Source organism: Ruegeria sp. CRTD044 (assembly GCF_059613485.1).
Window position 1 is genome coordinate 146,260 of record NZ_JBXWSP010000004.1, and the last position, 13,638, is coordinate 159,897.

General features: G+C 59.9%; 13 protein-coding genes. 3 read left to right on the forward strand and 10 right to left on the reverse strand.

Going from position 1 to position 13,638, the window contains the following annotated elements; all coding sequences use genetic code 11:
- The 3 genes from AC2FNL_RS03605 to AC2FNL_RS03615 all read left to right on the forward strand — a co-directional run bounded on the left by AC2FNL_RS03605 (position 1) and on the right by AC2FNL_RS03615 (position 2,193).
- Entirely contained in the window at positions 1 to 306 is a 306-nt protein-coding gene (locus AC2FNL_RS03605; RefSeq protein ID WP_170337522.1) for a chorismate mutase, read from the forward strand.
- 53 nt (positions 307 to 359) lie between these two features.
- Positions 360 to 1,250, forward strand: coding sequence for a bifunctional methylenetetrahydrofolate dehydrogenase/methenyltetrahydrofolate cyclohydrolase FolD (folD, locus tag AC2FNL_RS03610; protein WP_093962767.1), 891 nt, complete (start codon positions 360 to 362; stop codon positions 1,248 to 1,250).
- A gap of 133 nt (positions 1,251 to 1,383) precedes the next feature.
- Positions 1,384 to 2,193: a LytTR family DNA-binding domain-containing protein gene (locus AC2FNL_RS03615; RefSeq protein ID WP_496832458.1), complete on the forward strand. Its 810-nt coding sequence runs from the start codon at positions 1,384 to 1,386 to the stop codon at positions 2,191 to 2,193.
- 12 nt (positions 2,194 to 2,205) lie between these two features.
- Here the strand turns inward: AC2FNL_RS03615 and pdeM are convergent, their stop codons facing one another.
- The 10 genes from pdeM to AC2FNL_RS03665 form a co-directional block, all read right to left on the reverse strand.
- Complete coding sequence (pdeM, locus tag AC2FNL_RS03620) at positions 2,206 to 2,868, reverse strand: ligase-associated DNA damage response endonuclease PdeM (protein ID WP_496832460.1); 663 nt, start codon at positions 2,866 to 2,868, stop codon at positions 2,206 to 2,208.
- Between the two features lie 44 nt (positions 2,869 to 2,912).
- A complete protein-coding gene (locus tag AC2FNL_RS03625; RefSeq protein ID WP_496832462.1) occupies positions 2,913 to 5,324 on the reverse strand; it encodes a ligase-associated DNA damage response DEXH box helicase in 2,412 nt (803 codons plus the stop codon).
- 52 nt (positions 5,325 to 5,376) lie between these two features.
- Positions 5,377 to 6,684, reverse strand: a complete 1,308-nt coding sequence (locus tag AC2FNL_RS03630; protein ID WP_093962764.1) for a DUF8689 domain-containing protein — start codon at positions 6,682 to 6,684, stop codon at positions 5,377 to 5,379.
- 117 nt (positions 6,685 to 6,801) lie between these two features.
- Positions 6,802 to 7,347 (reverse strand): prepilin peptidase, encoded by a 546-nt coding sequence (locus tag AC2FNL_RS03635; protein WP_093962763.1) that lies wholly within the window; start codon positions 7,345 to 7,347, stop codon positions 6,802 to 6,804.
- A gap of 3 nt (positions 7,348 to 7,350) precedes the next feature.
- Positions 7,351 to 8,202 carry a tetratricopeptide repeat protein gene (locus AC2FNL_RS03640; RefSeq protein WP_093962762.1) on the reverse strand — a complete coding sequence of 284 codons (852 nt, stop codon included), beginning with the start codon at positions 8,200 to 8,202 and terminating at the stop codon, positions 7,351 to 7,353.
- A gap of 29 nt (positions 8,203 to 8,231) precedes the next feature.
- Positions 8,232 to 8,813 (reverse strand): tetratricopeptide repeat protein, encoded by a 582-nt coding sequence (locus AC2FNL_RS03645; RefSeq protein WP_496832465.1) that lies wholly within the window; start codon positions 8,811 to 8,813, stop codon positions 8,232 to 8,234.
- 4 nt (positions 8,814 to 8,817) lie between these two features.
- A complete protein-coding gene (locus tag AC2FNL_RS03650) occupies positions 8,818 to 9,801 on the reverse strand; it encodes a type II secretion system F family protein (protein ID WP_093962760.1) in 984 nt (327 codons plus the stop codon).
- A gap of 10 nt (positions 9,802 to 9,811) precedes the next feature.
- Complete coding sequence (locus AC2FNL_RS03655) at positions 9,812 to 10,780, reverse strand: type II secretion system F family protein (protein ID WP_093962759.1); 969 nt, start codon at positions 10,778 to 10,780, stop codon at positions 9,812 to 9,814.
- Positions 10,781 to 10,791: 11 nt separating this feature from the next.
- On the reverse strand, positions 10,792 to 12,243 hold the full coding sequence (locus tag AC2FNL_RS03660; RefSeq protein ID WP_093962758.1) for a TadA family conjugal transfer-associated ATPase: 1,452 nt from the start codon (positions 12,241 to 12,243) through the stop codon (positions 10,792 to 10,794).
- 27 nt (positions 12,244 to 12,270) lie between these two features.
- Entirely contained in the window at positions 12,271 to 13,506 is a 1,236-nt protein-coding gene (locus tag AC2FNL_RS03665; protein WP_093962757.1) for a CpaE/TadZ family protein, read from the reverse strand.
- Positions 13,507 to 13,638: the final 132 nt, after the last annotated feature.

Consider the following 13,638-nt stretch of genomic DNA (forward strand, 5'->3'; position numbering starts at 1 on the left):
ATGCCCACTCTGACACTACCGCAGGACTGTCATTCCATGCAGGAATTGCGGGTTCAGATCGACAAGCTGGACCGCCAACTGATCGAACTGTTGGCGACGCGCGCAACCTACATCGATCGCGCGTCCGAATTGAAACCGGGCGAGGGCCTGCCGGCCCGAATTCCCGAGCGTGTCGAGGATGTGGTGCAAAAGGTGCGTTCAAACTCGGTTGAGGTGGGCATGGACCCCGATCTGACCGAAAGGCTTTGGCGCATCTTGATTGATTGGTCGATTGCGCGCGAGGAGAACGTGCTCGGCCCTGACTGAATGACCGGGCGCCCTTCGCGCCCGATCCGCTTTTTGAAAGAAGGGATCAAAGGATGGTAGCTCAAGTCATCGACGGCAAGGCCTTTGCGGCCAAGGTCCGCGCGCAAGTCGCCGATCAGGTTGCAAAACTCAAGGAAGAAAACGGCATCACCCCCGGTCTGGCAGTGGTCCTGGTCGGCGAAGATCCGGCCAGCCAGGTCTATGTCCGCTCCAAGGGCAAGATGACTGTAGAAGTGGGCATGAACTCATACGAGCACAAGCTGGATGCCGACACGTCCGAGGCAGATCTGCTGGCCTTGATCGAGAAGCTGAACAACGATCCCGCGGTGCATGGCATTCTGGTCCAGCTTCCGCTGCCCAAACATTTGAATGAGGACTTGGTGATCAACTCGATCGACCCGGCCAAGGATGTCGACGGGTTCCACATCTCGAACGTGGGTCTGTTGGGCACCGGTCAGAAATCCATGGTCCCCTGCACACCGTTGGGCTGCCTGATGATGCTGCGCGATCATCATGGCTCGTTGTCCGGCATGGATGCGGTGGTGATCGGCCGGTCGAACATCGTGGGTAAGCCGATGGCGCAACTGCTGCTGGGCGACAGCTGCACCGTGACCATCGCGCACAGCCGTACGAAGGACTTGCCCGATGTCGTGCGTCGCGCCGATATCGTCGTGGCCGCCGTGGGCCGCCCCGAGATGGTGCCTGGCGACTGGATCAAGGAGGGTGCCACCGTCATCGACGTTGGAATCAACCGGATCGAGCGTGATGGAAAAACCAAGCTGGTCGGCGACGTGGATTATGCTAGCGCGGCCGAGCGCGCAGGCGCTATCACACCGGTTCCCGGTGGTGTTGGCCCGATGACCATCGCCTGCCTGTTGGCCAACACTCTGACGGCCTGTTGCCGGTCGAACGGCCTGCCCGAGCCCGAAGGCCTGACAGCCTGACCACTGGCGGCCTTGGGGCAGAGCGTCCGCCCCGGGGCCAACATGGGGATGAAACGACCCCCGCCAACACGCCGCAAACGTGTTTGATTGTCTGACATTTCGTGATAAGCTTGAGTTTCCAGCCGGTTACGAAGTGAACAAGTGGGCGTCTGAGGGACAAGGGCTGGGTCTCGGAAGGCTGCTTATTGATTTTGATATGTCGTCAAAACTGAGCCCATTCATTGCAGAATGCACGCCTCAGAGGGTGGTCGCCGGTATTCTGTTCATCCCGTTGCTCGCCTATACTTTTCCACCGTTCCGAGAAATGGATCTGCCCTTCTCCGTACGTCTGTTGTTCTGGGCAGGAGTGATGATTCTGGCGGTTGTGGCAACTTGGGGATCTCGGCAGTTGGTGAAAGATCGTCTGGACCACGTCGGACTGACGGTCCGGGACGTGGCGTTTGCCTTGGTGATCCTTGTATTGTTCACGCCAGCATTGTGGATCCTGACGTGGATCCTGTGCGCTGCCAGTGGCCACGATGCCCCCGGTTTGCTGGCGGTTGGCACCTACGGTGCGCTGTTTAGCACAGGTCTGGTTCTTGTCAGCAAAGGCGAAGCCCCGCCTGAAAATAACGAGGTCGTCGAAGCACCCCAACCCCGTTTGGTGAGCCGCCTACCGGATGGGTTCCGTGGTGATATCCTACGGCTTGCGGTCCGGGATCACTACGTTGATGTGGTGACCACCAGCGGAACCTATACAATCCGGTCGCGCTTTACTGATGCGATTGCTGAGATGGAACCGGTTTCCGGCCATTGTACGCACAGATCCCATTGGGTCACGGACGCGGCCATTCTGGAAATCCAGAAAAACAACGGCAAGACCTACCTGCGCCTTCGGAACGATGATCTGGTTCCCGTCAGCCGAAAATACAAACCCAAACTGGAAGAAGACGGTGTGATCTGAACCAGCTGTCGGCTAACGCGGCATCGCCGTCAGCTGTGGCTGCGGGCCCGTCAGAATGGCGCGGGCGTCCGGCTGCATCAACTGAGACAACGCGGTGTCCGAGCTGCGCAACCCTCCGGTATATGTTCCATAAGCCGGCATGATCAGTCGACACCCGTCGAACAAAAAGGCCGGGCGCGAGATTATGCGGCCCCGCGCATTGAGCCGGACCTTGGGGTGAAAATGCCCTGAAACTTCGCCTTGCGCGTCGGTTTCCGCTATATGGCGGAAGACCAGCACGTCTTGGCTCCACTCGGCCAGATGGGTGCCGCTCAGCGCGACGGGACCCGGGTCATGGTTGCCCTCTATCCAGATCCAGAGCCGCCCGGCTTGCAGCGCAGAAATCTCGAGCCGATCTGCGTCGCTCAGCGTTTCCGAGGCTTCGAGATCATCGAAACTGTCCCCCAAGCATACCACTGTCTTGGCACCGGTCGTGTCAAGATCGGCGGCCAGCCGGGACAGTGTCTCTCGGTTGTCATATGGGGGCAGGGCCGGTCCGCCCCGCCGAACGACCCGAGATGACTTGCCCAAGTGCAGGTCCGAAACACACAGAAGATCGTGCGCAGGCCACCAAAGTGCGCCCGATCCCATGGCGCGCAGCCGGGCACCCGCAAACGAAAATTCAAGGCTGTTCATGGTCCGTTCTTTGCCTGTCAGGGCGTGTTTTGCAAGTCGTTTCTTCAGGCAGGTTCCAGGCCGGCGTCACGCAACAGGCGGGCACTTTCTTCGGCCAGAAGCCGTTCTTCGGCCGCGCCCTTGACCGGGACCTTTCCCACCTCGAGCAGCAACGGCGCCGCCAGCGGTGACACCCGGTCCAGCCGGATCAGGTCGATCCGGTCGCCGATGCGCGCGATCATGGCCTCGATCCGTCCGAAATCGACCAGCCCGCGCATGGCCTCTTCGCGGGTGATCTGCATCAGCAGGTGGTCGGGGTCGTATTTCAGCAGCGTGTCGTACAGGATGTCCGACGAAAAGGTCGCCTGCCGCCCGCTTTTGCGTTGGCCACCTGTGTTGCGCTCGATCAGCCCGGCGATGGTAGCCGAGGCGCGGAAGGTCCGTTTCATCACCGCGTTGCCCGCCAGCCAGTTGTCCAGCCCGTCGCGCAGGGCCTCGATCTGGAACAGGGGGCTGGGGTCGGTCACCGCGTCCAGTCCCCAGATCAGCGTGGCATAGTCGGTCGCGACAAAGCCCAGCGGCGCAAGCCCGGTTTCCTCCATTCGTTTGGTCAGCAGCAGGCCCAGCGTTTGTTGTGCGTTGCGTCCGGCAAAGCCGTAAACGCACAGGTTTTCGCGGCCGTCATTGGGAAAGCTCTCGATCAACAGCCGATCACGCCCGGGCAGCCGCGACATCCGACGCTGCAGATCCAGCCATTCACCCGTATGTTCGGGCAGCTGCGGCCAGTCGGGCTGTGCAAACATCCTCAGGATGCGGTCGCTCAGCTGGGTCGAGGTGGCGAATTTGGTGCCCGAGAAGGTGGCGACCTTGGGCTTTTTGTCCGCACGGCGCGTGACCTCGACAACCGTTTCGCGCAGCCCTTCATAGCGCACGATCTGACCGCCGATCAGGAAGGTGTCGCCGGGAGTGAGCGATGCGGCAAAGGCCTCTTCGACCTCGCCCAAGGGCTTGCCGCCACGGTTGCGTTTCAGCCTGACCTTCAGGGTATCGCTGTCCTGGATCGTGCCCAGGTTCATGCGAATACGCTGCGCCGCGCGAGGGTCGCGCAGCTGCCACAGCCCGTCGGGGCGCTGTTGCAGGCGCTGCCAGCGGTCATAGGCCTGCAGCGCATAGCCACCGGTGGCGCAGAACTCCAAACAGGCATCGAAGGCCGCGCGGGCCAGATCGGCATAGGGACCGGCCGAGGTGACCTCGGCATACAGGGCATCGGCATCGAACGACCCGGCGCAGGCCGCGATCAGGATGTGTTGGCACAATACGTCACGCGGGCCGGGGCCGCGCGGCTCGCCGTCCAGATCGTGTGCGCGTGCGGCCTCCAGCGCGGCGACGCATTCGACCACCTCAAATCGGTTGGCCGGCACCAGCAGAGCCTTGGACGGCGCGTTGTAGCGGTGGTTGGCCCGCCCGATCCGCTGGACCAAGCGCTTGACGTTCTTGGGTGCGCCGATCTGGATCACAAGATCCACGTCGCCCCAATCGATCCCCAGATCGAGGCTGCCGGTGCAGACGATGGCGCGCAGGTCTCCACGGACCATCGCCGCCTCGACCCGTTCGCGCTGCTGTCGGTCGAGGCTGCCGTGGTGGATGCCGATGGGCAGACCTTCGTCATTGGCCAGCCACAGGTTGTGAAAGAAGATCTCGGCCTGGGCGCGGGTGTTGTGGAAAATCAGCGTCGTCTTGTGCTGCCGGACCTGCTCCAGCACCGCCGGGATGGCATAGGCCGCGCCGCCCCCGGCCCAGGGCGGCATTTCGGCCGTTTGCAATGTGGCGATATCGGGATCGGGGCCGGGGTCGGCCAGAACAATGTCGCAAGGGTCGGGGTGGCGGGCCAGAAAGCGCGCGATGGCGTCCGGGTCCTCGACTGTGGCCGACAGGCCCACGCGCCGCAGATCGGGGCACAGCGTCTGAAGGCGGGCTAGCGCCAGCATCAACTGGTCGCCTCGCTTGCTGTCGGCCAACGCGTGTATCTCGTCCACGATCACGCGCTGGACGCCCTGAAACATACGTGGTGCATCTTCGTAGGACGCCAGCAGCGCCAAGCTTTCCGGGGTCGTCAGCAGGATATGCGGCGGGTCCACGCGTTGGCGCTTTTTCTGGGTGGGGGTGGTGTCGCCGGTGCGATCCTCGATCCGGATCGGCAAGCCCATCTCGTCGGCCGGGCCGCGCAGGTTGCGCTTGATGTCGGCGGCCAACGCCTTGAGCGGCGAGACATAGATCGTGTGCAGCCCCGCGTGCCGCCCATCGGCCAGTTCGATCAGCGAGGGCAGGAAACCCGCCATCGTCTTGCCGCCGCCCGTGGGCGCGATCAACAGCGTCGCAGGGGCCTGTGCCCGGTCGATCATAGCCTGTTGGTGCGGGTGGACGGACCAACCTTTGGCGGGAAACCAAGCGTCAATCCGGGCGGGAATCTGCGTCATATGCGCAGACTAGCCCGCCCGGTGTCAAAGCGGAATGCGGTTTGGGCCCGTCTTACTTAACGATTTCCTCGTCCTTGACGAACATGTTCGCCCAGGCGCGGTCGATCAATTCCGGGCTCATCTGATAGGGGATGCCCTCGAACTCGCAGATCGAGATCATCTGGTCGATCAGGAAGATCGGCTGATAGTTCGCATAGACATTGTTGATGGTCGGGTATTTGACCTTCAGAAGATGTACTAGCGCGGCCTCGTCCAACGGAATGCCGCGCTTGCGGGCCACCATCGCGAAGATCTTCAGGAAATTTTCCTGGTTCGGACCGTCGATCTTGATCTTGAAGAAGATCCGGCGCAGCGCGGCCTGGTCGAAGATCTCGTTCGGGTGGAAGTTGGTCGAGAAGATGACCAGCGTGTCGAAGGGAACTTCGAACTTTTCACCCGACTGAAGACCCAGAATGTCCTTGCCCTCTTCCAGCGGAACGATCCACCGGTTGATCAGGGCCTGCGGCGGCTCGGCCTGGCGGCCTAGATCGTCCACGATGAAGATGCCGCCGGTCGATTTCAGCTGCAGCGGCGCCTGATAGGTGCGCGCCGTGGGGTTGTAGACCAGGTCCAGCATGCTCAGCGACAGTTCACCACCCGTGACCACCGTAGGGCGTTCACACTGGACGTACCGCGTGTCGAACCGCTTGCGGCGGCGCAGGCTGTTCGGGTCGTCAGCCTCTTGCTCGATCGCTGTGTGCACGATCGGGTCGTACACGGTGATCACCTGACCGGCATACTCGATGGCGTACGGAACAAAGACGTTGTCACCCAATGCATCCCGAATTCCGTTTGAAATCGAAGACTTACCGTTGCCCGGCGGGCCGTACATCAGGATCGAGCGACCGGCGCTGACCGCAGGGCCCAGGTGGTCAAGCAGGCTGTCCGGCAGGACAAGATGCCCCATGGCGCCGGTCAGCTGATCGCGCGTGACTTGGATGTTCCGGATCGACTGCCGTTTGACCTGCTCGCGGTAGACCTCCAGCGGAACGGGCATGGCGCCAAAGTATTCGGACTGGCTCAGCGCGTCCAAAGCCCGTGCCTTGCCGGCGTCGGTCAGCTGATAGCCCATTTCATTGCCGCTGTTGGCGTTCAATGTCCCCGTCGCCTCAAGCAGCTTCTGTTCGCGGGCGATGTCGACCAATTCCTGCGTCACCGAACTCGGCAGACAGATCGAGGCGGCGATCTCGCTCACCGTGTCCACATTCTTGCGAAAAACGGTCTTCAGAAGGATGTCCCGCATCATAACCAGCGGAAGCTGCATTTCCCCCAGACCCTTCGGGGCGGGAGGAGCCATAACGGATGAGGTCTGCATGTTCATGAGCGCGGCTCGTCTATCCAGTTGTCAATCCTTGGGCCCCGAAACGGACCACTTGCGGAAAATCTGGCGCAGCTTTGTGGCAGGACCAAGGCGCGGGCAAGGCGCAGGCATGATGGTTTACGAGCCGTTAATTGCGCCCAAAATCAAATAGATGCCAAGACTCGCACCCAAGGCCAGCCCCATGGGGAATTTCTTGCCCTGATCCCAGCTTTCCCAGTTCGGGGCGATCTGGCGCAGGCGGGAGTATTTGGCCAGCCGATGGGTGGCAAACGCGGCCAGCGTCGTGACCATCAGAATCACCATCACTAGCAAGAAATCACCAACCCAAACGAACGGAGCCGCAGCCGCGCAGAACTTGGCGTCGCCCGCACCCATGGCGCCGGCGGCATTGAGAAGAATGCCAAAAAACAGCACGACCACCAGATGGAACAGCTGCCAAGCATAAACCGGCAGAGAAAACTGCAAAGGCCCGATGCTGGCCCCAACCCATTCGCCCGACCAAGGTGGCAGCACAATCAGCCCGACCACCACAAAAACCAAGGCCAGAGCTGTAACCGCATGGTTCTTGATCTTCATTTCCCGCATGTCGGTGAACGCGACATAGAAACAGATGGGCAGCACAAATGGTAGAAACCACAGGGCTGCCACTGCAGGAATTTCCATGCCTTATGCTTCCTCGAGCGCGCGGAGCGACCGAACTGCTTCGTCGAAATGCTGCGGATGGGTGGCGATTGCTTCCCGGAACAGGTTCTTGGCAGTGTTGATGTCACCGCGCTTCACGGCCGAGATGCCCATCGTGTTCAAGAGTTCCGCGCGTTCGGTCTGGGACATCGGGATCACCGGCATGGAATAATTGCCCTGCGCCGAGCGGGCAAGAACCAGGTTGTTCTTTGCCGTGAACAATGAACTGTCCTGTCGGATGGCTTCGGTGAACAGGCGCTCAGCCTCAGAGTATTGGCCGCGGGTCAACTTGGAATACCCCCAGTTGTTCATCACGCCGGCCGGCCGTGTGGTCAGCCCGATCGCGGTTTCATAGAACTGGTCCGCACGCTTCCAATCCTTGCTGGCGTCTGCCACCAAGGCTTCAAGCCGATACCGTTTGAACGTCTCGTAGGTTGGGGGGATCTGGTCCAGCGCAGCCTTTGCGGCCTTCCAATCACCACTGCGGACCAACGAGTCCGCATAATCGACGCGATCCGCGTTCGTTGCACCGGACATCGCGGTCACGCGCTTCCAGGCGGCCGATGCTTCGGTGCTGCGCTTGGCGCGGGTCAGCGAAATGGCAAGGCCGCGCTGCAAATCGATCCGATCTGGATTCTTGCCGGCGGCTCCACGGAAATAGGTCACTGCCTCGTTCGGGTCAGCCGCATTGAGCATCACGTCGTTGAGGTTTGTCTCGTCGATGACGTTCACTTCCTGGAACGTACGTTCGACCTTTTCCTCTTCGGATTCTTTTGCGCATGCAGACAGGATCAGCCCGCACACGACGACTGTCGGAATCAGGAATTGTTGGCGCATTTTTGCGTCCCTTACTGCTCTTGCCTCTGTTACTGGTTCTTCCGCAGTAGGAAAGCTCCGTTCCCTTGCTGCTCCAGCGTATATTCTTGTTCTTGTGGTGTATTATTAACAGGATTTTCCATTTTTGCGAGCGCTAAGCGAAGATTGTCACGGATTGCGTCACTTTCGCCATTGTCCAACGCATAGGCCCTTTGGAAGACCTGCGCGGCCTCGGCATACTCACCTTTTTCCATCAGCAGAACGCCGAGATTGTTCCACGCAACCGACCAATCCGGGTCTTCTTCGACCGCTTGTCGCAACAGGGGCTCGGCTTGTCCCAGCCGCCTGAGGCCGAGATTGGCGGTTCCGATCGAGGTCAGGATTTCCGGGGTCATCCCCTCTGTCAGGGCCGCGCGGGTGAACGATTCCATGGCCAACTCGTATTCTCCGGCTGCCATCAATCGGTTCCCGACAGCAATTTCGTCAATCGGTCCACCTTTGGGGTCGACGCCGGGGGCAAAAGGCCCGTTCGAAAGACTTGGGTCCGTACACGAAGCCACCATGGCAAGAACCGCGGTGGCTATCATTAGGCGGTGGAGCCCAAAGCGGGCGCACCGGTTGCGTGAGGGCATGGGCTTATTGGCCTCTGTTACCGAACTCCATGATGCCTTTTGCCGAGGGACCGACCAGAATGATCAGCAGCGGCGGCACCGTCAGCATCATTGTGGCAAGGGTCATTTTCGTTGGCAACTTGTTCGCGGCTTCTTCGGCGCGCATGACGCGTTTGTCGCGCATCTCGCCGGCATAAACCCGCAGGGCGTCGGCAATCGACGTACCGAATGTGGCCGATTGAATCATCACCGTCACGAAAGAGCTCACATCCTGGACACCGCACCGCGTCCCGAAATCGCGCAGAACCTGATCTTTCTCTTTGCCGGCCTTCATCTCATAGGCCACGATCTCGAATTCCTGCGCAATATCGGGGTAGGAGGCCTTCATCTCGCCGGCCACACGCACGATCGCTTGATCCAGAGACTGACCAGCTTCCACGCAGACCAGCATCAGGTCAAGCGTGTCGGGAAAGCCCGCGATAATGTTCTCTTTGCGCTCTTCGATCCGGCGCGTGATCCAGTATTTGGGAATGTAGTATCCGATGGCACCCGGCACCAGAACGCGGATCATCATTTGCTGACCGGTGAATTCCTGCCCGTTTGAAAACACGGTCACCAGGAGAACACCCAAAACGATCCCGGTGATCCCCAACGCAAATTGCGCAAAGTGGAAGAACCGAACGGAGTCTTTCGAGCGGTAACCGGCCTGGCGCAGCTTGAGCTCCATGGCCGAGTATTCTTCTTCATCTTTCGGCTCAAGGAAGGTCGCGAACTTTTCAAGCTGTTCGTTCCGGCCCGAGTTGCGCAACTGATCCTTCTTGCCACGTTTTTCCTTTTTGGGCGCAGCGTTTGCACGCTGCAGCTTTTTCAAGGGATCTTCCGGCTGGTTCAAAAGGATCGGAATGGTCACCAGGACCATGAACAATCCCAGCACGCCGACGACGATCAGCGGGCCGAACTCGCCCAATTGATCCGTCAGCATGTCGTTGATTTGGGTCAGAAATTCCATGGTCGTGCCCTCAGACCTTGATGTTGGTGAGAATGCGCATGACGATCAGGTTCAGCGTCAGCATGATCCCCACGACAAAACAGGCGGGAATGAACCATTTGTGGTCCAGAACCGAGTCATAATACCCGGGGTCCTTGACCAGAATGAAAACCAGGCAAAACAGTGGGAACCCCGACAGGAACTTGCCCGACCACTGCGCCTCGGCCGTGATCGCCTTGACCCTGCGGAACAGACGGAACCGTGCGCGGATCACCTTGGCAAGCCCGTCAAGGATCTCAGCCAGGTTGCCGCCCGACTGCTGCTGGATGCCAACGGCGACCGCGAGAAAGCGCAAATCCTGCATGTCCAGACGTTCGGCCATGTCCTTCAACGCCTCGCCCACGTCACGGCCATAGGCGCATTCGTCGGCAATCACGCCAAATTCGGTCGCAAGCGGATCCTGCACCTCGTTCGCGACGATCTGGATCGTCGAAACGAACGGGTTGCCGACCCGAAGTGAGCGCACCATCAGTTCCACGGCATCGGGCAACTGCTCTTCAAGCATGCCCATGCGCTTCTTGGCCTTGTGATTGACCCAAGCATAGACAGCGCCGATACCGATTGCGATCGACAGAGCTGCCCGCAGGATTGTGTCGGTTCTGGTGCCGATGCTCAGGCCCATGAACGCGACCACGGACACCAGTGCCATGATCATGACCAGTTGCCGCGGGCTGAAGGCAATCGCCGCCTTCTGGGCCTTGTCGGCCAACAGCGAGTAGAGCGGAATGCTCTGCGACTTCATGTGCTGCTGCATTTCCTTGCGCAGCTGCTCCAGAACCTGTTCGCGCCCGACGCCTTTGTCGATCATGTCCAGACGGCGATTGACGCGGCTGTTCAGGCTGATGGATTTGCCGAAAGCCACCAGATAGATACCTTCGACCAGCGCCAGAACCCCGACGAAGATCGCGACATAGATGAGCGCCTCGGTTGGCAGTTGCATGCCCTGATCTCCTACATTGTCGTCGGTTCGTAGATCGATGCGGGCAGGTCATACCCCCACAGACGGAACCGTTCGGAATAGTGGCTGCGAACGCCGGTGGCCGTGAAATGACCAATGATCTTGTTGTCGGGCGTCAGGCCAACTCGTTGGAATTTAAAGATTTCCTGCATCGAGATTACGTCACCTTCCATCCCGGTGATCTCGGTGATCGAGGTCATGCGGCGCGAACCATCCTGCAGACGGCTGGCCTGGACGATCAGGTTCACAGCGCTTGCGATCTGGCTGCGTACGGCCTTGATCGGCATTTCGATCCCGGCCATCGCGATCATGTTTTCAAGTCGCGAGATACCGTCACGGGCCGAGTTGGCGTGGATCGTGGTCATCGAGCCGTCATGGCCAGTGTTCATGGCCTGCAGCATGTCGATCACCTCAGCGCCGCGCGTTTCGCCCACGATGATGCGGTCAGGGCGCATCCGCAGGGCGTTCTTCAGACAGTCGCGAGGGCTGACTTCGCCTTTGCCTTCCACGTTGGGCGGGCGGCTTTCCATCCGGCCCACATGGGTCTGCTGCAGCTGCAGTTCCGCCGTATCCTCGATGGTCAGAATGCGTTCTGCGTCATCGATGAAGCTGGACAGCGCGTTGAGCGTGGTCGTCTTACCGGAACCCGTACCACCAGACACGATGATGTTCAGACGAGTGGAGACGGCGGCCTGAAGATACGCGGCCATTTCTTCGGTAAACGCGCCGAAATTGACCAGATCGTCGATGCCAAGCTTGTCTTTCTTGAATTTCCGGATGGAAACCAGAGACCCGTCCACCGCGATCGGTGGAACCATAGCGTTGAAACGAGACCCGTCGCGCAGACGGGCGTCAACATAGGGGTTGGATTCATCGACCCGGCGACCAACGGCGGACACGATCTTGTCGATGATCCGCATCAGGTGCTTTTCGTCTTTGAACGATACGTCGCTCAGTTCGAGCTTGCCGAAGCGTTCGACAAAGATCTGATGCGGACCGTTGACCAGAATATCGCTGACCGAGTCGTCTTGAAGCAGTGTTTCAAGCGGACCCAGACCGGTGACTTCGTCGTACAATTCCTTGTTCAACTGGGTCCGGTCTTCGCGATTGAGAACGATGTTCTTGGCTTCCAGAACCTCGCTCGCGATCGCGCTGATTTCGGTGCGCAATTCGGCTTCGGCTGCATTTTCCAGTGCAGCCAGGTTCAGGTTTTCCAGAAGCTCCCGATGCAGCTCGATCTTGATTTCGCTCAGCCGTTCCTTGCGCTTGCGTTCGCGGTCGTTGCCCTTGGCTTCCGCCGCGGTTTTGGCCACCGGTTTGCGGGCAATCGCGGTGGACGGCGACGGTGCCGCTGCCGGAGCAGCTGGGGCTTCGGCGGCCTTGGGGGCTTGTGAAGGGGTCGCAACCGGCTGCGCACCTGATGGTTTCTTGTAACGTGAGAACACGGCGGTTTCTCCCCCTGATAGCCTTTGTTATGCCGCTTCGGCGCTGTTGCTGCCGAGGCTGTGCAAGGATTGAGCCAGCTTTGCGATTTCGCGGCGAAGAGGGTTCTTGCCGGCCGAGCTGGCCAAAGGCAGACCATGGTCGCCGCTTTGCATGACCGGCTTGCCGCCATCCGGCAGCTGCAGGTCGATCGAGATTCCCAGGCTTTCACCCATGCGCTTGACGCGGCTTTTGCCGCTCAGGTCCGTGAACTTGGGTGCGCGGTTCAACGCAAAGCGAAGCTTGTTGAATGGCAATTCCTCGGCCTGAAGGGCGCGTTTCAGACGCAACGCGTTCTGAGCGGACCGCATATCCAGTTCGATCAGAGCAAAATAGACATGCGCGGCCTGCAAAACGGTCTCGGACCAGTGCACCAGCGTTTTCGGCATGTCGACCACGACATAGTCGTAGTGCTTGCGGGCCATGTCGATCACCCGCTGGATGTCTTCGTGCGTGAGAATATCCAGAGGCACCATGTCGGTCGGGGCCGTCAGAACATCCAGCTTTTCGTCGAATGTCTGCAGAGCCTGCCCAAACACTTCGTCATCCATGGCCACGGTGTCCGACAGCATTTCGAACACGGTTTCACGGCGGGGCAGGTCCAGATAGGTCGAGATGGTTCCGTATTGCAGATCCAGATCGATCAGGCAGACCTTGGGTGCATCCTTTTGCGATACGGTGGCCAATTCCCAAGCCAGATTCACGGCCAGAGTCGTTGCACCGACGCCGCCGGCCAAGCCCTGAACAACAAACAAAGCGCCTTCTTTCGAAGCTCCTGAAGCCAGCGGGACGGAAACCTGTTGCGGAGTCACGACAGGTTCGGGCGCATTCATGCGGTCGATCGCTTCCTGCAGTTCGTTCTCGGGAAGAGGGTAGGGGACGAATTCATCGGCCCCCTTGCGCAGCAACTGATGAAGAGCGGCGGGGGTCACGTCCTCGGCAATCAGGACAACTTTGATCTTCTTTTCCTTGGCCTGGGTGATGATCTCACCCATCAAGGTCAGATTGTCCTCGTCCTCACCGTCGATCGCCAGGGCCACGAATTGAAGAGACTCGGCTTCGGGCTGGCTAAAAAAGGCAAGGGCCTCGGCAAAGCCAAGGTCACCCCAGCGCTCGCCCAAAGCGGCTTCCATGTCCTCGATCAACAGGTCGAAGTTCTGGACATCTCGGCTGATGGTACAGGCCAGAATGCCGGTGTCGTCGTTTTGCGGCGTTGCGCTCGTCATTAACACAATCCTCGTCGTGAGAGCGCAGCAAACGTCGATACAATACCAGTCCGTGTTTCAGCTTGCTGTCGCCCTAAGCGGTCAATTCTGGCCGCAGGTCACCCAATTGTTCACAATGTTGCGTGGAAGTGG